We start from the raw sequence: 22,234 nt of genomic DNA, 5'->3' as shown, positions 1-22,234 counted from the left end.
AGCCAGCAATGAACGCTTGCATTGCGCAAGACGTTACATTATCTTCTGAAACATATGCCGGATCTTGTCTAAACGGCTGTTCGGGCGGCGTGGCTGAAATACAGGCTCGCCGGAAGTTTCCTGATACCCTTTTAATTCTGTAATGCAGACACTTCTTCCATTTGTATAAAAATTCAGATCATTCCTATATTCACCGATACAACGGGCAGGGATTTCACCCTTAAAAATAACTTCATCTTTTTCAAGTCTGGTTGATTCAATGATTGCGCAATACTTTGGTGCATCATTATAAGCCCGTGAAAGATATTCCTGCGGTGCAAAAAGGGTAAAGGAAAGGTATGGTTCCAACAGTTGTGTCCCTGCTTTTTTCAATGCCTGCTCCAACACGACAGGCGCAAGAAAACGAAAATCAGCGGGGGTGCTGACCGGGCTGTAATAAACTCCATAATCAAAACAAATTTGGCAGTCTGTCACTCCCCAGCCATATAAGCCCTGCTCCATTCCATAACGCACACCCTCCATGACGGCATTTTGAAAACTTTGGTTTAAATAGCCGAGAGATACCTCGCTTTTATATTGTGTTCCGCTTCCAACAGGAAGCGGTGTTACAGTCAAACCAATAGATGCCCAAAACGGATTCGGCGGCACTTCAATATGAATCGTGCAGCTCGCTTTTTTTTGCGGTCTTTCCAGATAAATAACCGAAGGCTCTTTCATAGCCACGCCCACATGATATTTTTCTTCTAATAGCGAACAAATAACTTCTAACTGTACTTTTCCCAAAAAAGATAACATAATCTCATGGGTAACAGTATCAATGTCAAAATGCAAAAGAGGGTCTGTATCAGCAATCTCTGCGAGGGCATTTAACAGGGCTTCCCTTTGCTCCGGCTTTTGCGGCTCTACCGTTGTCCGAAGTAATGGCATGGGATTATCAATCCGTGTTTTGTGAGGCAGGAGTTTTTCATTTCCCAGGATATCGTTCAGTTTCAAAGTATCATCAGCTAAAATAACAATTTCTCCCGGACAGGCATGGTCAGCCGGGACGATTTCACCATTTGACGGAATACACATTTCTGTAATCTTTATTTTTTCCTTTTTTGACAGCAGCAGGGTATCCCGTAAATGGAGCGTCCCATGATACAGGCGTAAATAAGAAAGCCGTTTTTTCCGCTCTGTATACTCAACCTTAAAAACATATCCACATAATTCAGACTGAATATCGTCCGTTTCTGTAATGAAAGTTTCTATAATCGCTTCAATCAGTTTTTCTGTTCCTAAATTGTCTTTTGCACTCCCATGATAAACAGGAAACAAAGAGCAGCATCTGGTTCTTTTGCACTTTTCATATTGTAATTCCTGTATATCCAAAGAATCCTCTGCAACATATCGTTCTAATAGTTCATCGCTTCCGGAAATAATCATATCCCATTTGTCTAAATCAGAAATATCGGTCATGGTTATCTTTGGCGACAGGGAAACCTCCTGCATGACAATCATATCACTGGTAAGTTTATCTTTAATGCTTTGGTAAACACACTGCAGGTCGATCCCATTTTGGTCTATCTTATTTATAAAGATAATTGTCGGAATGTCCATTTTCTGAAGCGCATGGAATAATATACGGGTTTGTGCCTGTACGCCGTCTTTTGCTGAAATGACTAAAACAGCTCCGTCAAGGACAGATAAAGAGCGGTATGCTTCGGTTAAAAAATCCATATGACCGGGAGTGTCCACGATATTGATTTTATAATCATTCCAATAAAAAGAAGTAACCGCTGTCTGAATGGTAATTCCCCGTTGCCGTTCCAAAATCATAGTGTCTGTTCTTGTGGTCCCTTTATCCACGTTTCCCTGTTCCGCAATCGCTCCACTGGTGTATAGCAGACTTTCTGTCAATGTAGTTTTTCCTGCGTCTACATGGGCCAGAATGCCGATATTGATTATTTTCATGTGATTGTCCTCCCTTTACAGCCCCAAAGGGCATAAAAATCCCCAGCAGTAAAATACTTTTACCACTGGGGATTCTAATTTGCGGACATACACATATACAGCATACACCTATTTGTGATTGCTGTTTTTTGAATATGTCAAAATTGATAAGGCAAAAGTATTCTTAAATTGGGTACAAAAAACCAAGCCCCCACAAAAGGAGCTATCATAATTCTTTGTTCCCACTATTTGATTATAGTTTTATTTAAGAATACCTTGCCGCATATTTTTTACTCCTTTTCTGGAATGAAGCTATTATATCACATCAGTTTTAGGAAAGAAAGTACTTAAAAGAAATTTTTCTTCCCCTTATATGTAACAATCATACCGGCTTCCTGGTGTTCAGAATGGTTTCTGCTGTCTGCTGTGGTGTTTGATTGGAATTGTCCAGCCAAAAGCCGATCCGTGGTGTTGTCTGCATAAATGTATCGTATAAGGTTTCAACCGTAAAGCCGGAATAGCCTGTTTTCTCCCTGTATCGTTCCCTTTCTTTTATTGTTTCCACATCTGGACAAAGAACGACAACCTCAACAGGGTATTTATGCAGATAATTTATCATTCGGTTTAATTCATCACCGTAGTAGTTATCTTGGATCACTACAGAAAAGCCGTTGTCAAAGTATGACCTTGCCGCATCAGCAGTCAATTTGTATCGAAGGTACAGCTGGCGGACTGCTTCCGCTGATGGGGTAGCTGACATATTTTCTCTGCCTGAAATAATCATTTTTCGGAACACATCACCACGAAGATGGACGCATTTTTCTATTGATTTTGCCAGTAAATCGGAAACTGTAGATTTTCCAGAAGCCATTAAGCCTGTAATGAGATAAATTTTTTGTTTCATTTCACTTCCTCCGGCACAAAAAATATGTACATGTAACTAATTCAACACATTTATAATTTGAATAGGGACATTATAGCATTTACTAAATACAAATTCAATGTATACGGAAAGAAAGATATAAGGAGTGGGAGGGATTCCGCCGTAGTCGGCATTGTAGGAAAATCCAAAAGTTTAGATTTTCCCACAATGCTTATCTTTTGGTCTTTGGTTCGGAATAGTGTAGTGCTGGCGGTCTATCTCTTGTTTTCGGTTGCTTGCTTCCTTACCGTACATGAGCATTGAATTAATTCTTGTCACACACAAATCCGGTAAATGCCGTTTTGTGAAACTGGGGAGCATATACCAATAACTCGTGAATCCAGAATCGTCCTTTTTTTCGTTGGGCGAAACGGCACTATATTCTTTGAAGTGCCGCCCACGAGAGTCGACATATGTTTCTCCTGCACCGATATAACCAGTTAGCGCGTCAGATAAAACACGTATTTCGCTGAATTTTTTGCGACTACAACTCGCCCTATCAGTGGCGCGGATTTCATTAGAAATGCGTAACACGCCAAAACCCAATTCTGCAGGAACTACAACCAAACCGTCCACATTGCTGCGGTTTTGAACCACTTTTATGATATTATTCTTTTTCACGGAAAAGCTCTGCAGTTGCTTGCACCAAGATTTTCCTCTGACAATGTAGAATTGCGATTCTTCGGAAACGATTTCCATATAGAAAAAATCATTGGCTCCTGTGCGCAATCCCTGTCCACATGTAATCCCCAGGTCAGACAGAGAAACATAATCCGGATGGTTTCGTGATCCTATGATTTTTGTAAGTTCAGCTGGAAGAACACTATTTGAGGTAACGGCGCTTCGTTCCTCTTGTGCTGTCCATTTTGCGTACTTTGCAATACTTATTAGGTCCGAAAAAGCAGAAGTTGCATCATAGCTATGCGCCGTATATCCATTTCCAGAAACATTCATCTTCCACAGCAGCAACTCTACAATCGCAGCGTAGTTACAGTGCCCTTCAAAATACATGTTTTCTATCAAAGAAGTTGCACCCACAAGGTTGGCGCCAAGATCGATTTGGTATATATTCTTTTTTAGTCCCTCATTGAAAGTAACAGTATTTGACCGTTCTGCAACAACCAAACAGGTGCGAACTAATGCGTTCTCAAACCAGCACGTGCCCACATCTCGTGCAACAACAATATTGTCAAAACATTTCAACAACATATAACGAATTGGAGCTGCATACTCTCGATTCAACCATGCCTCTGGCACTACAATGGCCAGAACGCCTTTATTACTTAACAGTGACGCGCAAAGCAGCCACGAAGGAACCGCCATATCTGACAAGCCAGAGTAATTCTGAGCCAACTTCAAAAAGAACGCTTTATCTGGTGCACTCAAATGTTGCATTGTTGAAATCTGTTTGCACAAGTTGTGTCGTATTTTTGCGCTGGACGGAATAACGCTGTGCTCATCCTTTTGCAGCTGATATCTAACATAAGGTGGGTTTGTAATGACTAAATCCCAACCACCTGGTATGATAATTTGTTTGCTGCAAAAAGAATCCCCCTTGATTATTCTTGCGGATGATAGACGCTGCGCGCATTGTTCAGCGATGGGAGCATCTATTTCTACGCCAACAACGTTTGAATTGGGCTGCACTTTCTGAATGGCCGGCAACAGCAAATCGCCCACTCCTACCATTGGATCTATGGCAGAAGAATAGAGTCGACTTGATGGCAGCAACGCTGATAACAGTTCAGCTACTTTATTCCCAGAAAAGTATTGCCCATATCGCTTTTGATGGCTTGTATTATGTGATTGTTTCATCATTTTTCTCTGCCTCTTTTCGTAGGCGGTAATATTCGTAGACATCTTTTGCGTCCATTGTTTCGGTTATTCCGAATTCAAAACATTTTCCGATATACACGGAATAGCATCTTCTTGCGTCAAAACTGCGATTATGTGCATTGTCCCTAATCACGCTGTCAAGTACCTGTACACTCGTCATTGTTTTCTGAACGTCAGCATTTTTTTATGTAGCAGGAATAACGGATCTCCTTGTACTGAACCATCCGAAACGATCTGTTTAAAGCTGGCCTGTCTTTTATCCAATATACCTGAAAATACCACCTGCATACCGGCGCTTGTTATGGCTTTGCTGAACGCATCCCACACTTTCGCTTTTGCTGCATGGAATACAACGGCAGCATGTCCTTCTTTTTTTAAGACTCGCTGTATTTCACCAAAAACAACAGCCAACATCGACTGATATTCGGATAATCCCTTGTTCTGTGACGCGCTGATTATCACTTCATCTGCGCGTTTGGTTTGAGTTTGCAACCACAGCTCATTGATTTGGTTGACTTCCGCATAAGGAATATAATCTCCGAAGGGAGGATCTGTAAAAACGAAGTCAATACTATTATCTTCTTCTGTCATGCTAGCACTTGAGGCATTGTGAACGGTAACGTTTCCAGTGCACTTTTCTAACTGTAAGTACGCATCATAAAACGGCTTAGATTTTCTTTTTAATCCAAGTAAAATGTTTTTTTCCACAGGGATTTTACTTATATAGAGAACACCGCTCTGTGCGCCAGTCAACACAAAATCTTTGCTGTTCTTCTTAGCAACAACGCGAGTCATAAGCGTACAATGCGTTGCGTTATAGCTCAGAAGCAATAGTTTTAAGGCATCTGCAATACTTGATGGATATGTGTCAGCAAGATTCCAAAGCCTCAGCATGACCGCATAATTCCTCGTTGTATAGAACTGGTGAAGATAATTTATACCAAAATGATATCCCGCACGATGCAGCTCGCCCCATGTTATACTTTTGGGTTCAGAGGTAATATTTAGCGATTCCTCCAGCTCATGGTACTCAGCAATATCTGTTTCATTGGCTTCGCGATCCCAGTTTCTTCCGTTTGTTGTGCCATATATCCACGCTGGAATACGCTTTTTCCTTTCGACCTTAGCTTCCAGCACGCGATCAAAGTGTTCTTCTGTAGCGAAAGGCATATCGGCAACGCTATGGCGCCGTCCACAACACGGACAAGTGATTAGGTCAACAAAACTTACTGGATTTCTTGTTGTGCCGTGCTTAAAATAAGAAATTTCACTATTGCACGTCGGACAGATCAGCATGTCACTCCAAATCACATGCCGAATAACACCTTTCTGTCCTTCCGGATCAATCGCGGCATAGACCGTTCCTAATAATTCTCCGGCTTCTTTAACAAACGAATCAACGGCCTTTTTATATTCTGATGCTGATAGCCCATTTACTAATGTTTTGGTTGCAAACGAAGCATATGTTCCAATTTCATATAGAACAGCATTGCGTTTACCCCATACTGGTTCAACACCAAAGCTTTTTGCCAGATTCTTCATCTGTTCAGTGGGATGCTCACATAGCAACGCAGCAATGCCGGTGCTGCCGCTTCCAGAAAAAGCATCCAACACTGTGTCACCCGGTTTTGTCATACAAGCAATATAAACTGCTATCGCCTCTGGGGATATCCTTGTCGGATAGGGAAAAGTATTATTAAACACCCCTGAACGTGTTGATGGCAGAGGCATTGAAAAAAGCTTTTCGATAGTTTGCATATTCAATCTTCTTCCTAAATATTTTTAGTTAGCACAGGATTATTGTTCATCGTTATCCGGAATGAATTCCATTACATCGCCAATGTCGCAGCCGAGCACGGCGCAGGCTCTGCCGAGGATAGCGAGGTTTACCGGTTCGTCGCGGCGGAGCTTGGTCATAGTGTTTGGAGCGATGTCGGCAGCTTTGCGTAATTCCGCCTGTGTCATCTTTTTGTCGATCAGTAATTTCCACAGTTTGTTATAAGAAATAGCCATCTTTTCTGCCTCCTATAAGCGATAGCAATTATGCATACAATATTACAGAATACAGTATAGCATATATCGTCGAATATTTCGAGATTATCTCGCAATTTGTTGCGAATTTATCTAACAACCCATTCAGGATGCGGGACTCGAACAAAATTGATGCTTTTTCTGCCAACAGTACGCGTTTCGCATATAATTACGATTATTTCTAATATTATTAAGTTCAAATCCGCACTCTATATCGGCTGCATGACCCTTCATTGAGACAAAAAGTAACCAAACGTAGTTTTCTTCCATTCAAATCCCTTCGGTTCCACCTTTTGTTCGTTCTTTATCGAAGCAAAGAAATAACATTAGTAACACGTACAAAAAGTTAGGCAAGAGCGGCATAACGGAGCGGGAAGGTATAAAAATAGCGTCGGAACAGTGCTCCGACGCTATTTTTATGCGATTTTACCTCGATTTTTGTTTGTTTAGAGCGTCTTTGCAGCAAAGAATGCAAAAAAGAACACACTCTGTCGTGGTAGACAAAAGTGTGTTCTTTCGTGGTGGAGTGCAGGACTTCAAATCCGAACCGAAGGCCGCAGAAACGTCCGCCAGCGTTACTGTCTGCGTCCCGTTTTTGTAATTATACGTGAAAACCAGCCGGTCGTCAAATACATAAATGCTGTTGAGAAAAATATCGATGATCTGTCGCTGGTATTCCTTGTTGTTTGGGTCGCCATATTTGAACCGGCTGATCCACTCGATGATGTCCTCCCGGCTGTATTTTGGCCTTTCCAATTCCGCCTGTAAAATGCTGGTTTTTAATTCTTCCTGCAGCTTTTCCAGTTCCTCCAGCCGCTCTTTGGTGCTGTTGGTCAGGATTCCCTGCTGAATTGCATTGAGCATATTTTCAATCCCGCGGTTGGTATCTGCAAGCTGTTTGCGCAGCAGTGGGAGAGTATTGTCCTCTGTGTTTTGCAGTTCTACCAGCTTGTCCGCAATTTGGGCAATCAGTTCATCCTGAAAGACCTGCTGTATGGTATACTGCACAGCGATGCGTTCGATCCAGTCTTTCTTCACCGCTTTCTTGTGGCAGCCCAGCTTTCTCTTGGCACCGCTGCATTTGTAATAGCGATGGATAGCACCCGTATGGGATTTACCGCTCTCGCCAATCATCATACGCCCACAGTGACCGCAAAACAGCTTGGTGGTCAGCAGATATTCTTCCTCAGCTTTTGTCCTTGCCGGAGTCCGCTTGTTCTTTTCCACCCTCATCTGCACCCTTTCGAACAAATCCTTGGGAATAATACTCGGTACACCATCTGGTATGATGATGTCTTTGTACCGATATTCCCCGATGTATTTCCGGTTACACAACACGCTGTGAAGGCTGTTGGGACGGAATGGCTTCTGTTTTTGCGTCAGGATATGCCGTTCATTCAGAGAAGTGATAATGCTGCGAACCGTTTCTCCCTCTGCATACCTCTGGTAAATCTCCCGCACAACCGGGGCAGTCATTGGATCAATTCTGAGATGCTGGTCGTCGGTCAGCTGATAACCGAGTGGAATCCCACCACCGTTGTTTTTACCTTTCAGCGCATTTTCTGTAAGACCCCGGTTGATTTTCTGCGCCAGCTCCGCTGAATAGTACTCCGCCATCCCTTCCAGCATGGATTCCAGAATAATGCCCTCCGGCCCATCAGAGATATTCTCCGTGGCAGATACCACCTTGACGCCGTTTCGCCTGAGTACCGCCTTGTAGTGGGCGCTGTCGTAACGGTTGCGGGCAAACCGATCCAGCTTCCAAACCAGCACAGTATCAAACAGCCCTTTTGTGCTGTCCTGCACCATTTTCTGAAATTCCGGGCGGTTATCTGTCTTGGCGGAAAGTGCCCGGTCAATGTAGCTGCGTAGAATCATGATCCCGTTTTTCTCCGCATACTCCTTGCATTCTCGCAGCTGCCCCTCAATGCTTTCTTCCCGCTGATTGTCGCTGCTGTATCTGGCATAAATCACCGCCTTCATCCACATCACCTCCGTTTGTCTGTTTTAAGGGGTTTGGGTTCTCCCAAGGTGCGTTTGGTGGATATCCAAACGCTATGCTTGCGATACTAGTAACAGCTAAATAAATGCCAAGACATGGTGTTTGTTTGGTTACATACGAGGATCGTCTTGTATGGTTACTCTTACCTAAGCTACAATGTGATTGCCGGTCTGACGACGCTATGCTTGAGCTGTATACGCTCGTTTCTGCAAACTGTCAGCCGACCTCTCATTGCAGCGTTCGATTGATGCAGGTTGAAATACCGGTTTGCGATACTAGTAACAGCTAAATAAATGCCAAGACATGGTGTTTGTTTGGTTACATACGAGGATCGTCTTGTATGGTTACTCTTACCTAAGCTACAATGTGATTGCCGGTCTGACGTCGCTATGCTTGAGCTGTATACGCTCGTTTTTGCAAACTGTCAGCCGACCTCTCATTGCAGCGTTCGATTGATGCAGGTTGAAATACCGGTTTCCCGGACATTCGAATAACTACGCAAGCTGAATCGGTAATGAGTAAAAGGCGGTCGCCGGTATATTTTCATGGGAGGACAAGATATGAATTATGAACTAATTACAGTGGTAGGGATCGATGTTTCCAAAGGGAAAAGCACAGTTGCAGTCCGCCGACCGGGCGGAGAGGTTGTTCTGACTCCTTTTTGCGTCGAACATAATTCCCAGGAATTAAAGGAATTAGTGGAAAAAATCCGTAGTATCGGCGGCAACATCAGGATAGTTATGGAGCATACAGGGATGTATTGGCGTCCTATTGCACTCGCTTTGCAGCAGGCAGGATTTTTTGTAAGTGTGGTTAACGCTATTCTTATTCATCGCTTCATTGACAATTCTCTGCGCAATGTGAAAACCGACAAAGCTGATTCCCTTAAAATTGCTAACTACGGACTTACGTTTTGGGAAGAGCTGCGGGAATATTCAGCGGAGGATGAAACTCGCCAAATGTTGAAAACCCAATGCCGCCTCTATGAGCGAACGCTTGGAACAAGTGTCACTTTACGTAATGGATTGATTTCTCTTCTTGATCAGACATTCCCTAAGATCAACAATGTTTTGCACTCTGACTACCGCAATACCAGAGGCCATTTTAAATGGGTTGATTTTGTAAAACGTTTCTGGCATCGGGATTGCGTTGCCGGACTTTCAAAACACTCTTTTGAGGAGACCTACCAGAAATGGTGCAAAAAAGAAGGATATTGCTTCCGCACTGTTGATGTGGAAAAAATATATGACTGTGCCCAAAATGCTGTTGCCACCTTTCCCAAAAGTGAAAGTACAAAAATCCTGATTACACAAGCCGTAAACAGCTTAAATGCCGTTTATGATGCCTTGCAGATTCTGCGCGGAGAGATGGTGCGCCTTGCTTCACTTCTTCCGGAATATGAAGTTGTTATGGAAATGCAAGGCGCTGGTGAGATTACCGGTCCAATGCTGATGGCGGAAATTGGCGATGTCCGCAGATTTACAAATAAAAACGCACTTGTGGCTTTTGCCGGAGTAGATGCTCCGCCTTATCAGTCTGGAATGTTTGACGCAAAAACTCGTCATGTTTCTAAAAGAGGCTCCCCACATCTTCGGAAGACCCTCTTTCAGATCACTACCATTCTCCTTCGAAAATCTAATTCTGAAAATCCCGTGTATCTTTTTATGGATCGGAAACGTACTGAAGGAAAGCATTTCTACGTTTACATGGTGGCTGGAGCCGCCAAGTTCCTCCGCATCTATTACGCTAAAGTGAAAAATTATTTGGATGCGTTAGAAACCGCTTAAGTAACAGTCCATAAACCAGTTTTTTCACCGGCGATATCATCTCCGGTGTTTTTCTCATGTCCTTTTTTATATTTCTAAATTTTTTCTGAACACTACATTTTTAGGCTTGACATTTATTTGCAGGTTTGCAAAACCAGTCACCGACTGGGAAAACCGTTTTCCCAGCACAACACACTATCACAACCGCTGCCGGAAAGCTATCACCAACCTGTACAAATTCCGGCCTCAAATCTATCAAAAAGTACCGGCTGGGAAAGAAAAACTCTCCCAGCCCGGCGGGAGCTTTCAACTGTGCCGCTCCCTTTCTTCATGCCATTCCTTCAGCGCCTGTTTGCCCTGTTCGCTCTCAAAAAACGCCTGCATCTGGGGAAGCAATGTGCGGGCAAGACTTTCAACCGCTGACTGCGGTATTGGTTCTGTCTTGTTTTCTAAAACGACTTGATTGGCTGACATCCCTCTTTTCTGTAACTCTCTTTTTCTTTCCCAGCCAAGTAGGAGGTTTGGGGTGGGAAGCGTCAGCTTGCCACCCCCTGTAGTCCCCCTCCAAACAGGAAAGATTGTATGCCACAGTCTAACATGGGAAGCTTGCCATTTCAAGGCTTTTGCGGTATGATATAAGAAATCATAACTTGTAAAATTATAATTCCCATAAGAAAGGGCAAACGAATGGAAGAATATCGCTTTGAACATAAAGAACCTTTGACACAGCGGGTGGTTTTAGCGTTAAGAGTCAATACCAAACAGTTGAAGGAACAGTTGTGGTTGGGAACAGAATACGAGGTAGAGGCGGCTCTGCGTGGTTTGGATAAGCCCCTGTATCTGGCCCAAACCCGCCCACTGGGGGCGTTTTGGTGCGAGTTCGGGAAAAGCTTCGCCGACGGCTGGACGGAGGTTGTGTTGGCCCTTTGTGGGGCATTGTTGGCGCGAAGGGCAGAACGGGAAACACAAGAGCGGAAAGCGGCTGAACTTCTTTCCCAGCTGGTGGTGGGAAATTCCGCTGCTCTGTATGCGGCCATTCAGATTTGGGAGATGTACCTGCGCTGCTGCCGAGGAAGGGATAAACATAAAGCAGAAACTGCCCTGCGGGATTATGCACAGCTGCTGATCCTGCCCTTTGGGGAATACTCGCCGGAGATGGCAAATTGGAAATGGGAAAAGCCGGTTGTACCTGTGTGGAATTATCGGGAAGATGCCAAGCTGGAGTTGTGGTACCCCCCATGGAGAAATTTCCTTTGAATGTGCGGTGGTAAGTGGTTCCCTGCGACCGGCTCTTATCTATTACCGCCAGCGGATACTGGATGCTGGCATGATTATACGCACCTGCAGCCAATGCGGACGGGTGTTCTTCGCCCCGGATTCTCGCAGCAACCTGTGCAGTGAACGGTGCCGCAAGGCCAGTAAAAAGGCGGCAAGGAAAAGTTTTGATAACAAATCCAAAGAGGAAGAATATGAGCAGGCCTACAAGCGGGAGTATATGTTCTGGTACAACCGCATCAAGAAGCTGGAAAAGAATCGTGCCCCGCAGGAACAGATCCAAAGGGCAAAAGCCGCTTTCCGACAGTTCCGAAAGGAAGCTGGCCAGCGCAAAAAGCAGATTCAGAACGGTGCGTTATCTACGACGCAATTTATGAACTGGATGATCGGGCAGGAGCCTGTTATCCAGGAAATCTGTGGTGAGTAAAAGGACGCAGGCTATCCATATGGATAGCCTGCGTCCTTTGTTTCGGGTTGGTTTGTAGTATTTAGCTATCCACCTGGATAGCCAATACAGGATTTTTGTTTTTCCAAGCTGTAGCCGACTCCACGAACGGTTCGCAAGTAACAGCCGGAGGATTTATCCAAATAAAGTTTTCTGCGAAGACTCCTCACATGGTGGCTGACCACTTCTTGGCCAGTTCCGTAATCTGGCTCTTTCCAGACATATTCATAGATTTGTGTAAAAGTAAGAACCTGATTTATATTTTGCAAAAGATACAGCAAAATATCATACTCCTTACGGGTGAGAGCAATTTCGGAATCTTTAAAATACGCCCGACGCTCTGCTTGTCGAATTTTCAATTCGGAAGAAATTATCATTTCGTCTTTTGGATTTGTAATAATTTCTATACCCATGTCTGTTTGCCGTGTAGAAAGAAGCAAAAGGATGGAATGATAGACAGAATCATCTGGATCATCCAAATTCAAGATAATCGTTTTTCGCATTTCACCACCTTCTTTGTTTTCACAATCATTCAAATTTAATCAATTGCCTCAAAAGTCACCTCGGCATCGCCGGTTGTGGCAAACACTTCTACGCCCTCGCTGATATGTCCGATGTGCTGGCGCTCAAACTGCTCACCATTCTGCTCATAAAGGATAACCAAACTTCCTCTCGGCGGCCAGTAAGCAATATCGCCAACCTCATATCCGTCTGAACGCAGGCTATCTGTCGGCAATGCGTTTGCACCGTAACGGTAGCACATTTCACGACCGTATAAGTCGTCCATTGATAAGGTCATCGGCATTTGCTCAATCAAAGCCCTTGTTGTTGCGTTATCTTCCAATGTGGCAAACAGTTCTGTATTACCAACAGTAATTTTAATTTGCATATTTTCTGTTTCCTCCTGTGCCGGCGCTTCGGATTCTGTTGAAGTGACATTTTCCGGCGCGCTATTTGGTGTACTGCTTTCAGTTTCATTTGTATCGGTTGTTTCTTTTAGGGCAATCGTCACATCAATCTGTCCCTCCAAAGCGTCCAGCATTTCCTGTGGGCTTGTAATGTGACCGAGTTTTACAAGATTGCCGGTATTTGCGGAATTTTCCTCGCCGCTTACAAAAATCACGAAGTTGCTTGCAGGTGTCCAAAAGACAAGATCGCCGTTCTGATACCCGGAAGTCACATCACTTTCAGAGTATTTAATGTCAAGGCTGTCACCGCAGAAATCATTATCGGAATCATTTAATGTAACGGTAAGGGGAAGCTGCGAAATCAAACTTTGTGCAGGTACGGAATCATTCAAATAGGCTTCCAGAACCGTATCGCCAATGGTAAGCGTAACGGGTGTGCTTCCCGCAGTATCGTTTGTATTTTCATTATCGGCACTCGGCTGTGATGAACTTGCGGGAGGATTATCTGATGAAGCGGGTACATCGTTTTCAGTCTGCCCGCAGGCTGCCAGTGCAAGCGTTAAAACAAGAGCCAATGCGATACACAATATTTTTTTCATAGTCAAAATCTCCTTTTTATTTTATTCCAATATCCGAAAGCCATTCGGATATATCTTCGCTGTTATCTTCACGCCCGGTACGAAGCGTAACGCCGTCTAAAACAGTTGCACCGTCTGCAAGAGAAGTGATATTTTCTACGCTTTCCTCAACACCCGCTCCCATTGTGGTACAAAACGGAATAATGGTTTTGCCCGAAAAATCGTATTCATCAAGGAATGTGCGGATCGCCATTGGTTCGATGTACCACCATATGGGATAACCGATATAAACGGTATCGTATTCGTCCATATTGTCTAAATGGGTGGAGAGTTCGGGGCGGGCGTCCGAGCGCATTTCTTCTTCTGCAATGGCTGACGCTTCTCTATGGCTGACGGGATAGGTTTGCACGGTTTTTATTGCAAACAGATCGCCGCCCACCTGCCGCTGAATTTCCATTGCCGCCGATTCTGTGTTACCGATTGACGGTGTAGCGTGAGCCGAAGCGTCAGCTCCCTCCGGCACAATATCAATCAGTGAAAAATAAGCGATCAGTGTTTTCCCTCCGGTTGTTTCTTCATTGGCTGTTGGCTGCCCGGATGATTGCATAGTATCAGTTTCCTCCTGTTCTGAGTTTTCTTGTTCGGATGATGAGGTCTGCGGGGTGCTGTCTGAGTTTACAGGATTCTCCTGCCCGCCGCCCGAACAGGCCGCAAGTGACAACAGCAATAATACAGATAAACAAAGGGCTGTGATTCGTTTCATTTGAGTTCACTCCTTTTTCTTGGTTTTAATATTTTGGATAAGGTAAAGGCAAGGGCAGCAAACAAAATCAAAATGCAGAGATAATCCCCGAAAAAGAACAGGGCAGGTTCTTCATAATCGAAAAACGCATATTCCATTAGCAAAAACATTCGATCTGCAAGCTGTCTTGTAATAAATGCGTAAATACCGTAAGCGGATAGTAGGGCAGCGGATATTCTTCCTGCCATACCGAGCCATTTATTTCGGAACTTGATTTTCTTTTTGAATATTCCGGCGATCATTCCAAAATGCAGGCCGATATGCGCCGACATTAACAGGTAGCCCCAAGAGGTCGAAATCATATGTAATCTGCGTCCAAACATTCCGGCTCTCAAATTCAAAAAGGCGAACACTTCACGGGAAAGCATTATGCCGCTTATCATCATTCCAACCATTGCTGCAAATAAAAGCACATTTATGGTTGTTATTAAAATTCTAACGGCTGAATATTTGCCCTTGAACAGCGTTTTGTACCAATTCAGATTCAGCATATGGTGCAGAACGAAAAGAGCAAAAAGGATTGTCCCGAGCCATTCGTGCAGGCTGTTTCCTGTAATGTGGTATGCCATTTGCGCAAGAAACAATACGGTCATTAAAACATCAACCGATATTTTGAAAATTTGTTTTGGTTTCACTTTTCTTCCTCCTTTCGCTTTAATACGCAATATCAAGCTCGGCAAGCCAAGCCAGCAGCTCGTCTTTTGACTGTGCCACCTCCGGGCGGTATGCGCCGAATTCTTCTAAAACAGTACAATCATCGGGCAGAACATTTCCAATATCCCGTAAGCTGGCGGCAAATCCACCTGTGCCGTGGGAACAAAATGGAATAATTGTCTTGCCGGACAAATCGTATTTCTCGATAAAGGTAAGAATCGCCATAGGGCAGGAATACCACCAATTTGGAAATCCCAAAAAGACAATATCGTAATCGCCCATATTTTCGATATTCCCTTGTATAGCAGGGCGGGCATTATCATCGTGTTCCTCGATTGCCCGATTCAAACAGGTATCATAATCGCTGGAATATGGTTCTTCGGTGATGATTGAAAATTTGTCGCCGCCTGTTTCTTCTTCAATCCATTGGGCAAGCAGTCCCACATTTCCGGGCATAAGTACGCTGGCCGAGGTAATGGCGTCCACATCAACCGAATCGGGATCAGCGACCGAAGTATTTTCCGCCCAAGTGAAATAAGCGATCAAAATATTGCTTTGAGGGGCGCTTCCCTCCGGCTGGGTGAGCGTGGATTCTTCAACATCTGCCGATGAATCAGCACTATCTGTCGAATCACTTTCCAATTCTGAATTGCTCCCGTTTGCGCTGCTGATTTCTTTGGACGGCTGTGGAGCAGAACAGGCCGTTATCCCAAGCAACAAGCAAAGCGTTAGAAATATACTGATTAACCTTTTCATCTCTATTCCTCCAATCCAAGAGAGCCGAGCCATTCGGCAATATTGCCGTTTTCGCTTTGTACCCGGTTTCCGCTGCACTCAAAGCCCTCGAATATTTTTGAGTTCGGACAGGTACGGCTAAGACCTTCAATACTGTTTCCAAACCCGCCGCCCCCATTGGTGCAGAACGGAACAATCGTCTTTCCCGTAAAATCGTATTGCTCTAAAAAGGTATAGACAATATGCGGCATATCGTCGCCCCAATTTGGGAAACCTATGAAAATCACATCATAGTGAGCCATATCCTTGACGCTGTTTGCGATAGTCGGGCGGGCATTTTCATCACGCTCTCTGCGGAATCGCTCAACGGTTTCGTCATAATCAGCCGGATAAGGTTCTGTCGGCACTATCTCGAACAACTCACCGCCAGTTTGTGAACTGATTTCCTCGGCAAGCTCTTTTGTATTGCCTGTCCGTGAAAAATAGGCAATTAAAAACTCTTTTTTCTCTACAATTTCCTGCGCCTCGCTTTCTTCATTAGAAGCAGCTTCATCGGCTTCTATCTGTGTATCGCTTTGCGGGTTTTCGGAATCTGTTTTTGAATTTTGTAAAACATTGTTTCCGCAGGCCGTACATAAACCCACAAGAAAAAGTATAAATACACCTGTAACTATCCGCTTCATCACATTATCCCTCCACCTTTCTTAAAAAATTTCTGTTCAGTATCAGCTGCGTACAGCCGCCCGTAAATGCTCCCGCAAGACAGCCGGAAAACAATAAAAACGGAAGAAAACTCAACATACCAAATCCGGCAATTATCACGGCAACGATTATTTGTCCGATGTTATGGAAGATTGCCCCGAATACGCTGCAAAGCCATATCCACTTTTGCGGGAGCAAACGGTGAAGAACGAGCATACCTGCAAAGCAAAACAACCCTCCCACAATACTGTATAGTAAAGACATCGCATTTCCGCTGAAAAAAGCGCCAAGTAAAATGCGTGTCAGTATAATCAAAAATGTTTCCTTGGGCGAATAGCGGTAAACTGCATATACCGTTATGATATTGGCAAGACCGAGTTTTACTCCCGGAATGGGAATCGGATTTGGAATCCGAAGTTCAACAATAAAAATTGTCAGCGCTATGGTCGAGAGCAATGCAAGCTCCGTTATTTTTTTCGCTTTCATATCGCACCTCACCCTGCGGCATCCGCCTCGCCGCTTTGTATGTACTGTATCACAAGACGGTTTGGCAGACAGACAATCGGCAAGCCCTCTGCTGTAAGCCAGCCCATATGTACGCAGGTATTGTCCGGGCAGTCAGCATTTGTGATACAGATTTTGCCGTTTTCAATTAAAACGGTATTTACTTTCCCGTTATAAGAAATCTCAATCTGTTGATTTTCTGTATTGTTCAAGTCAAAACGATACAATGTCGTTCCGTCCTGCACGATTTCCACCGTGTTTGTTTGTGCAGGGCGTATTATCCAAAAGCAAAACGCAAGTGAGAGAACAAAAATCGCCGCTGCTGTAATTAGCAATATCTTTATCCGTTTCATTGTCCGATCACATTCACAACCATATTTTTATAGGCTTCAGAAAGAGTGAACTTGTCTTTTAACCCATTCGTCAAATAAATTTCGCCGTTTTCTGTCAGCAAAAGAAAATCAATATCGCCGTACTCTCTAAAATATTCTTCCGCTGCGGGCAAGCCCATTACAAAAAATGCCGTAGCAAGAGCGTCACAAACCTTGCTTTCTTTTCCTACTACCGTTACCGAAGCAAGACCGCTCTGTGCGGGTTTACCCGTTGACGGGTCAAGAATATGTCCGTATCGTTTACCGCTTTCGTCCTCAAAATATCGTTCATATGCCCCGGAGGTTACAACGCTTACATCAGACAAAGAAAGCAAACCCAACGAATTTCTGTTTTCGGGGTGTTCTACGGAGATTTTCCAATCGCTGCCGTCCGGCTTTGAGCCGATTACCCGGATATTGCCACCCAAGCTGACAATAGCAGAGGTGACACCGTTTGCCTGCAAGTTTTCTGCTACGAGGTCGCAGGCATAGCCTTTGGCAACCGCACCGAGGTCTATTTCCATTCCGGGTAAAAGCGTAACGGTGTTTTCAGAAAGGAAAATTTTATCATAGCCCACATACTGCATAAGCGCGGCAATCTGTTCATCGGTCGGAACTTGCTTATTGTCCGTTGTAAATCCCCAAGCGGTTAAAAGGGGATAAGTGGTAATGTCAAGGTTCCCGTCTGTTCGTTTTGCCATTTCAAGCGAAAACCGTAAAAGTTCTGCGGTTCTGTCGCTGACGGTAATGCTTTGGCCTCCGCCGTGATTGATTGCATAAATTTCGCTCTGCTCATCGGTCACCGACCAAAGGCTTTCAAGGGCTTTGAGCTGATTTTCCGCAGATTCTAAAACATCACCCGATATATCGTCATAAACCGTAAAGGTGTTGTAGGTATTCATCGCAAAAACATTTCTTGTAATTGGATTATCACGGTATCGGGCCGTATGATTACTCTGATCGGAACAGGCACTTAAAAGACAAGTTGAAAGGGCAAGTATTATCGCTGTCATTTTATGAAAGAGCTTCATAGGCTTCGTCCTCGACAGGCTCAAGCCACTTTGTGGATTCATTTTCTCCGGGAACGGCGATTGCAATGTGACTGAACCAACTATCTTTTTTCGCACCGTGCCAATGTTTCACGCCTGCGGGAATTTGTATAATCGTTCCGGGCGTCAAACTTACGGCTTCTTTTCCGTCCTCTTGATACCAGCCCTCACCTGTGGTACAGATTAAAATCTGTCCTCCGTTTTTTGCAGCGTTATGAATGTGCCAATTATTCCGGCAAGCAGGAGAAAAGGTTACATTCGAGATGTGGAGAGAACAATTTTTATCGGTAAGCGGTTTTAGAAAGGAATCCCCGACAAAAAACTGTGCAAACGCTTCATTCGGCATTCCGACACCAAAAATATCTGCTGTTTCAAAATCCGATATGTTGTTATACTTCATCGTTATAGACCTCCTTTGCAAGTCTGAACGCAGCCCAAGCGTTGGGCCAGCCTGCATAAAAAGCTGCGTGAGTTAAAATTTCTGCCATTTTCTCCGCACTGATTCCGTGTTTTTTTGCATTTGTAATATGAACTTTCAGCGAATTGTCAAAAATGCCTTTTGCCATTAAAATGCTGACGGTAATCAAACTGCGATCTCGAGGGGACAATTCGGTTTCTCTTGACCAAACCTCGCCGAACAGAACATCATCGTTAAGTTCTGCGAATTTCGGTGCAAAGCTGCCTAACTGTTTTCTTCCGGCTGTTTGTTTTTCCATTTCTCTGTTTCCTCCTGTCTATTTTTTGCCGCCGAATACGGGAAAACGGCTGTGTTCACCGTAATCTTTAATTCGTGGAATTGCCTTTAAGATTTCCATATCATCATCTGAAATGACAAAATCAAGTTCTGCGTTTGTACGCATATGGTGGGGTTCGCAGTTTTGGGAATGACGATTGTGCCGAGCTGAATGTCATATCGAATACAAAGCTGCGGAACTGTCACACCATATTTTTCTGCCAGTTCTTTCATTTTTGCATTTTTCAAGGCTTCTCCGTGAGCAACGGGCGAGTAGGCTTCTACTGCGATTCCATTCCTTTGGCAGTAATCAATCAGTGAAAACGGAGTGTTGGAAATATGGCAAAGCACTTGATTTACCATAGGCTTTACGCTTACCGCTTCCAAAAGGCTCTCAATATCTTCTTGTAAAAAATTCGATACGCCGATCGCCCGTACCTTTCCGGCAGAGAGTGCGTCCTCTAACGCTTTCCAGACCTGACGATTTTCTTCAAAATAGCGGTTCTCCGATTGATTGACCTCTGCCCACGGCTGCGGGCTGTGAATAATCATCATATCCAGATAGGAAAGTCCCATTGTGTTAAGAGTTTCGTCTATGGATTTGGTGGCAGTTTCATAGGATTTATGTTCTGCTGCTACTTTACTTGTGATAAAAATTTGCTCCCGTGGAACACCGCAATTTCTCACACCGATTCCAATGCCCGCTTCATTGCCGTAGGCCTGTGCGGTATCAATATGGCGGTACCCAACAGTTACTGCCTGCTTGACCGCTTCGGCAGCTTTGTCATTGTCAATAAACCAAGTTCCAAGTCCGAGCCTCGGAATACGAACACCATTGCTCAATACATAAGTTTCATTTAACATTGTGATTTTCAATCCTTTCTTTGTGAGATAGCGACCTCGTTTGCAGTTGAAACATACCTGAGCCACACACAACCGTTTTCTGTAATTTCTGCACTTTTCACTTTGAATTCGATATTTTGCCCAAATGGAGAATCAAGCCGTTCAAACAATGTTGGGGTGTTGGAATTACCGTCAGCAACAGGTGCGATCACTACGCTGATTTCGTCGATCAATCCTGCTTGTGCAAAAGACCAGTTTAGTACGCCGCCGCCCGATACCTTTAAGGTGTCGATATGGAACAGCTCTTTCAATTTTTGAACGAGCAGCATACAGTCGATTTTATCCTTACCGGCAAAAACATAAGAAATCTGCTTTTCTCTCAAAAACGCCAGATAGTCGGTTGATACTTTTTCGGTGAGCACCTCGATTACAAACGCTTGGGGCCGTCCGGCATATTCTATATAATTTTTCTCCCAGCCTAATTTACCGCACGGGTCAACGGCGACAATATAATTTTCTGCGTCTTGAATAGCAAGAAAATCAGTATAAGTGATTGGCTCGGAGTGATTTTTCAAGTTTGGTTTTTTATAAAAGGTAAAGTTTTCATCAACGGTAATCCGTCCGTTTACCCAAGCCTGCGGGGAATAAAAACGATTAATATTCTCGTAGTCTTTATAAGCCTTATCTGCCACAGAAGAATCGGTATATTCTCCTGTGATTTTTCCGTCAATCGAAACGGACATATGGCAAATAATATATGGTCTGTTCATTAAAACGCCTCCTTTTACGCCTTGCTGCTCTTGTGCCAAATCATATAGTCGAGATTGTCAAGAAGCTGCTGCTTTTTATGAATGTCGTCGAGCAGAGAGCGTCGCTGTTTTTTGAGCATACGGATTTGTGTTTCATCAGCCCCCATATTTTCGGTAAGTGCCAAATACTTTTTTGTTTCCTCCGGTGTAAAACCCGACTGAATCAATGTATCAATAAGTCCTAAACGCTCAAAATCCGAATCTTTATATTGCGCCGTACCGTCTGTATTTGAATTTTCTCTGATAAACCCCAAAGATATATATTTTTTCAGTGTTTCCAAAGGAAAATCAAATTTTTTAGCGGCGTCATTCAATGTCATAATCTGCCTCCTGTCTATATAAACAAAAAAATATAAGTGCCGCCGGATTCGCATTTGCGTTCCGATTACACTTATATTTTAGTTCGTTTCCGTTTATATATCCAATACTTATGTTATATACAAAAGTATGCAATTAGAGCATACTTTTAAAATGCTCTAAAAACTTGCCGGCTGCTCCAAAGTTCGGTTGAAATTTCTTCCACGCAAGCACGGAAGTCATTGAAAGCTCCGGGTATAAAGGTTTGAATACCATTTTTTCGTTTGCAAATAAATTAACCGCCCCCTCTATTGTCAAGGCCGAAGCCACACCGCTGTCAACCAGCATAGCCACATTCGTGATGATATTGTAAGTAGCAAAAATATCCAGTGATGAAAGAGGTGCGCCGAGCCAGTGCTCCATTTCTTTTTGCAGCGGTAGCCGATCTGTCGTAATAATAGGAATGGAAAGCAAATCATCTTTTGTGATACATTCTTTTTTAGCAAGCGGGTGATCTGAACGGATTAAAAGTCCCCATTTTTCTTTTTCAGCCATACGAATATAATCAAACTTGGTAACATCTATCGGTTCAAGTAAAAGCCCGAAATCTAAAAGTCCTTGTTCCAACCGTTCTTTCACATAATCAGCACTGTTCGTATAAAACTGAAACTGTACTCGTGGATATTTTTCACGAAAAGACTGCATTACAGAGGGGAGAATTTGCGAAGCAGTCAATCCACCGCTTCCGATAGAAATAACACCGCTTAAATCACTTTGTTCTTCAAACTCGCTTTCAATTTTGTCAATTAGCAGAGCAACTTCCTCGGCACGGCGGCGAAGCATAACGCCTGCGTCGGTTAAAGATAAATGTCTGCCTCTTATAAAGAGCTGTACGCCTAATTCTTCTTCCAACTGTGCCATTTGTCGGCTTAATGTTGGCTGCGTAATATGGAGAATACCAGCCGCTCGTGAGATGTTTTCTTCTCGTACAATCGTTAAAAAATACTGTAATACACGAAGTTCCATGGCACACCCTCCTA

General features: G+C 43.8%; 25 protein-coding genes. 3 read left to right on the top strand and 22 right to left on the bottom strand.

Annotation, left to right across the window (positions count from 1 at the left end):
• Positions 1 to 33: 33 nt before the first annotated feature.
• From tet(32) to CZ360_RS06000, 6 genes are all read right to left on the bottom strand, one after another.
• Positions 34 to 1,953, bottom strand: a complete 1,920-nt coding sequence (gene tet(32) / locus CZ360_RS06025) for a tetracycline resistance ribosomal protection protein Tet(32) (RefSeq protein WP_003505402.1) — start codon at positions 1,951 to 1,953, stop codon at positions 34 to 36.
• Positions 1,954 to 2,314: 361 nt separating this feature from the next.
• The gene (locus CZ360_RS06020; RefSeq protein ID WP_003505403.1) at positions 2,315 to 2,836 is read right to left on the bottom strand and encodes a P-loop nucleotide/nucleoside kinase family protein; all 522 of its coding nucleotides are present in this window, start codon (positions 2,834 to 2,836) and stop codon (positions 2,315 to 2,317) included.
• 171 nt (positions 2,837 to 3,007) lie between these two features.
• On the bottom strand, positions 3,008 to 4,672 hold the full coding sequence (locus tag CZ360_RS06015; RefSeq protein WP_083712056.1) for an Eco57I restriction-modification methylase domain-containing protein: 1,665 nt from the start codon (positions 4,670 to 4,672) through the stop codon (positions 3,008 to 3,010).
• Positions 4,673 to 4,846: 174 nt separating this feature from the next.
• Positions 4,847 to 6,448, bottom strand: coding sequence for a DNA methyltransferase (locus CZ360_RS06010; RefSeq protein ID WP_077533277.1), 1,602 nt, complete (start codon positions 6,446 to 6,448; stop codon positions 4,847 to 4,849).
• Positions 6,449 to 6,487: 39 nt separating this feature from the next.
• Complete coding sequence (locus CZ360_RS06005; protein WP_077533276.1) at positions 6,488 to 6,703, bottom strand: helix-turn-helix domain-containing protein; 216 nt, start codon at positions 6,701 to 6,703, stop codon at positions 6,488 to 6,490.
• 444 nt (positions 6,704 to 7,147) lie between these two features.
• Positions 7,148 to 8,704, bottom strand: a complete 1,557-nt coding sequence (locus tag CZ360_RS06000) for a recombinase family protein (protein ID WP_077533275.1) — start codon at positions 8,702 to 8,704, stop codon at positions 7,148 to 7,150.
• Between the two features lie 579 nt (positions 8,705 to 9,283).
• Between CZ360_RS06000 and CZ360_RS05995 the strand changes: the two genes are divergently transcribed.
• Positions 9,284 to 10,510, top strand: a complete 1,227-nt coding sequence (locus CZ360_RS05995) for an IS110 family RNA-guided transposase (RefSeq protein WP_077533274.1) — start codon at positions 9,284 to 9,286, stop codon at positions 10,508 to 10,510.
• 285 nt (positions 10,511 to 10,795) lie between these two features.
• Here CZ360_RS05995 and CZ360_RS14155 read toward each other — a convergent pair whose 3' ends face one another.
• Positions 10,796 to 10,963 carry a hypothetical protein gene (locus tag CZ360_RS14155; protein ID WP_162841207.1) on the bottom strand — a complete coding sequence of 56 codons (168 nt, stop codon included), beginning with the start codon at positions 10,961 to 10,963 and terminating at the stop codon, positions 10,796 to 10,798.
• Between the two features lie 213 nt (positions 10,964 to 11,176).
• Here CZ360_RS14155 and CZ360_RS05980 point away from each other — a divergent pair, with 213 nt between their 5' ends.
• A complete protein-coding gene (locus CZ360_RS05980; RefSeq protein WP_143530166.1) occupies positions 11,177 to 11,746 on the top strand; it encodes a hypothetical protein in 570 nt (189 codons plus the stop codon).
• On the top strand, positions 11,700 to 12,191 hold the full coding sequence (locus CZ360_RS05975; protein WP_143530165.1) for a hypothetical protein: 492 nt from the start codon (positions 11,700 to 11,702) through the stop codon (positions 12,189 to 12,191). The genes CZ360_RS05980 and CZ360_RS05975 overlap by 47 nt, the downstream gene beginning before the upstream one ends.
• 65 nt (positions 12,192 to 12,256) lie before the next feature.
• Here the strand turns inward: CZ360_RS05975 and CZ360_RS05970 are convergent, their stop codons facing one another.
• From CZ360_RS05970 to CZ360_RS05900, 15 genes are all read right to left on the bottom strand, one after another.
• The gene (locus tag CZ360_RS05970) at positions 12,257 to 12,712 is read right to left on the bottom strand and encodes a winged helix-turn-helix domain-containing protein (RefSeq protein ID WP_077533269.1); all 456 of its coding nucleotides are present in this window, start codon (positions 12,710 to 12,712) and stop codon (positions 12,257 to 12,259) included.
• Between the two features lie 35 nt (positions 12,713 to 12,747).
• Positions 12,748 to 13,716: a cyclophilin-like fold protein gene (locus tag CZ360_RS05965; RefSeq protein WP_077533268.1), complete on the bottom strand. Its 969-nt coding sequence runs from the start codon at positions 13,714 to 13,716 to the stop codon at positions 12,748 to 12,750.
• A gap of 16 nt (positions 13,717 to 13,732) precedes the next feature.
• Positions 13,733 to 14,458 (bottom strand): flavodoxin, encoded by a 726-nt coding sequence (locus CZ360_RS05960; RefSeq protein ID WP_077533267.1) that lies wholly within the window; start codon positions 14,456 to 14,458, stop codon positions 13,733 to 13,735.
• Entirely contained in the window at positions 14,455 to 15,132 is a 678-nt protein-coding gene (locus CZ360_RS05955) for a DUF4405 domain-containing protein (RefSeq protein ID WP_205411108.1), read from the bottom strand. Before CZ360_RS05955 ends, CZ360_RS05960 begins: the two co-directional genes overlap by 4 nt.
• Before the next feature lie 19 nt (positions 15,133 to 15,151).
• The gene (locus CZ360_RS05950) at positions 15,152 to 15,907 is read right to left on the bottom strand and encodes a flavodoxin (protein ID WP_077533266.1); all 756 of its coding nucleotides are present in this window, start codon (positions 15,905 to 15,907) and stop codon (positions 15,152 to 15,154) included.
• Positions 15,908 to 15,909: 2 nt separating this feature from the next.
• Positions 15,910 to 16,569: a flavodoxin gene (locus tag CZ360_RS05945; protein ID WP_077533780.1), complete on the bottom strand. Its 660-nt coding sequence runs from the start codon at positions 16,567 to 16,569 to the stop codon at positions 15,910 to 15,912.
• 4 nt (positions 16,570 to 16,573) lie between these two features.
• On the bottom strand, positions 16,574 to 17,074 hold the full coding sequence (locus CZ360_RS05940; RefSeq protein WP_077533265.1) for a Gx transporter family protein: 501 nt from the start codon (positions 17,072 to 17,074) through the stop codon (positions 16,574 to 16,576).
• Positions 17,075 to 17,082: 8 nt separating this feature from the next.
• Entirely contained in the window at positions 17,083 to 17,427 is a 345-nt protein-coding gene (locus CZ360_RS05935; protein ID WP_229408006.1) for a NusG domain II-containing protein, read from the bottom strand.
• A gap of 14 nt (positions 17,428 to 17,441) precedes the next feature.
• A complete protein-coding gene (locus tag CZ360_RS05930; RefSeq protein WP_159438135.1) occupies positions 17,442 to 18,365 on the bottom strand; it encodes an FAD:protein FMN transferase in 924 nt (307 codons plus the stop codon).
• Between the two features lie 112 nt (positions 18,366 to 18,477).
• Positions 18,478 to 18,912 (bottom strand): cupin domain-containing protein, encoded by a 435-nt coding sequence (locus tag CZ360_RS05925; protein ID WP_077533262.1) that lies wholly within the window; start codon positions 18,910 to 18,912, stop codon positions 18,478 to 18,480.
• On the bottom strand, positions 18,902 to 19,228 hold the full coding sequence (locus CZ360_RS05920; protein ID WP_077533261.1) for a carboxymuconolactone decarboxylase family protein: 327 nt from the start codon (positions 19,226 to 19,228) through the stop codon (positions 18,902 to 18,904). Before CZ360_RS05920 ends, CZ360_RS05925 begins: the two co-directional genes overlap by 11 nt.
• An 86-nt stretch (positions 19,229 to 19,314) precedes the next feature.
• Positions 19,315 to 20,109 carry an aldo/keto reductase gene (locus tag CZ360_RS05915; RefSeq protein WP_324612701.1) on the bottom strand — a complete coding sequence of 265 codons (795 nt, stop codon included), beginning with the start codon at positions 20,107 to 20,109 and terminating at the stop codon, positions 19,315 to 19,317.
• A gap of 8 nt (positions 20,110 to 20,117) precedes the next feature.
• Entirely contained in the window at positions 20,118 to 20,858 is a 741-nt protein-coding gene (locus CZ360_RS05910) for a dihydrofolate reductase family protein (RefSeq protein ID WP_077533260.1), read from the bottom strand.
• Positions 20,859 to 20,872: 14 nt separating this feature from the next.
• Complete coding sequence (locus tag CZ360_RS05905) at positions 20,873 to 21,217, bottom strand: MerR family transcriptional regulator (RefSeq protein WP_159438133.1); 345 nt, start codon at positions 21,215 to 21,217, stop codon at positions 20,873 to 20,875.
• 133 nt (positions 21,218 to 21,350) lie between these two features.
• Positions 21,351 to 22,220 carry a LysR family transcriptional regulator gene (locus CZ360_RS05900; protein WP_077533258.1) on the bottom strand — a complete coding sequence of 290 codons (870 nt, stop codon included), beginning with the start codon at positions 22,218 to 22,220 and terminating at the stop codon, positions 21,351 to 21,353.
• Between the last annotated feature and the right edge of the window lie 14 nt (positions 22,221 to 22,234).

This window comes from Massiliimalia massiliensis (assembly GCF_900155615.1).
Lineage (GTDB): Bacteria > Bacillota > Clostridia > Oscillospirales > Ruminococcaceae > Massiliimalia > Massiliimalia massiliensis.
This window is presented reverse-complemented; position numbering and strand designations above follow the sequence as displayed.

Coding starts and splice junctions, on each gene's coding strand:
- CZ360_RS05900 (WP_077533258.1), bottom strand. CDS start 22,220: ATGGAACTTCGTGTATTACAGTATTTTTTAACGATTGTACGAGAAGAA.
- CZ360_RS06015 (WP_083712056.1), bottom strand. CDS start 4,672: ATGATGAAACAATCACATAATACAAGCCATCAAAAGCGATATGGGCAA.
- CZ360_RS05925 (WP_077533262.1), bottom strand. CDS start 18,912: ATGAAGTATAACAACATATCGGATTTTGAAACAGCAGATATTTTTGGT.
- CZ360_RS05930 (WP_159438135.1), bottom strand. CDS start 18,365: ATGAATACCTACAACACCTTTACGGTTTATGACGATATATCGGGTGAT.
- CZ360_RS05905 (WP_159438133.1), bottom strand. CDS start 21,217: ATGACATTGAATGACGCCGCTAAAAAATTTGATTTTCCTTTGGAAACA.
- CZ360_RS06005 (WP_077533276.1), bottom strand. CDS start 6,703: ATGGCTATTTCTTATAACAAACTGTGGAAATTACTGATCGACAAAAAG.
- CZ360_RS05910 (WP_077533260.1), bottom strand. CDS start 20,858: ATGAACAGACCATATATTATTTGCCATATGTCCGTTTCGATTGACGGA.
- CZ360_RS06020 (WP_003505403.1), bottom strand. CDS start 2,836: ATGAAACAAAAAATTTATCTCATTACAGGCTTAATGGCTTCTGGAAAA.
- CZ360_RS05915 (WP_324612701.1), bottom strand. CDS start 20,109: ATGTTAAATGAAACTTATGTATTGAGCAATGGTGTTCGTATTCCGAGG.
- CZ360_RS05960 (WP_077533267.1), bottom strand. CDS start 14,458: ATGAAACGAATCACAGCCCTTTGTTTATCTGTATTATTGCTGTTGTCA.
- CZ360_RS05975 (WP_143530165.1), top strand. CDS start 11,700: ATGCCAAGCTGGAGTTGTGGTACCCCCCATGGAGAAATTTCCTTTGAA.
- CZ360_RS05980 (WP_143530166.1), top strand. CDS start 11,177: ATGGAAGAATATCGCTTTGAACATAAAGAACCTTTGACACAGCGGGTG.
- CZ360_RS06000 (WP_077533275.1), bottom strand. CDS start 8,704: ATGAAGGCGGTGATTTATGCCAGATACAGCAGCGACAATCAGCGGGAA.
- CZ360_RS05950 (WP_077533266.1), bottom strand. CDS start 15,907: ATGAAAAGGTTAATCAGTATATTTCTAACGCTTTGCTTGTTGCTTGGG.
- CZ360_RS05965 (WP_077533268.1), bottom strand. CDS start 13,716: ATGAAAAAAATATTGTGTATCGCATTGGCTCTTGTTTTAACGCTTGCA.
- CZ360_RS05995 (WP_077533274.1), top strand. CDS start 9,284: ATGAATTATGAACTAATTACAGTGGTAGGGATCGATGTTTCCAAAGGG.
- CZ360_RS06010 (WP_077533277.1), bottom strand. CDS start 6,448: ATGCAAACTATCGAAAAGCTTTTTTCAATGCCTCTGCCATCAACACGT.
- CZ360_RS05945 (WP_077533780.1), bottom strand. CDS start 16,569: ATGAAGCGGATAGTTACAGGTGTATTTATACTTTTTCTTGTGGGTTTA.
- CZ360_RS05940 (WP_077533265.1), bottom strand. CDS start 17,074: ATGAAAGCGAAAAAAATAACGGAGCTTGCATTGCTCTCGACCATAGCG.
- CZ360_RS14155 (WP_162841207.1), bottom strand. CDS start 10,963: ATGTCAGCCAATCAAGTCGTTTTAGAAAACAAGACAGAACCAATACCG.
- CZ360_RS05970 (WP_077533269.1), bottom strand. CDS start 12,712: ATGCGAAAAACGATTATCTTGAATTTGGATGATCCAGATGATTCTGTC.
- CZ360_RS05920 (WP_077533261.1), bottom strand. CDS start 19,228: ATGGAAAAACAAACAGCCGGAAGAAAACAGTTAGGCAGCTTTGCACCG.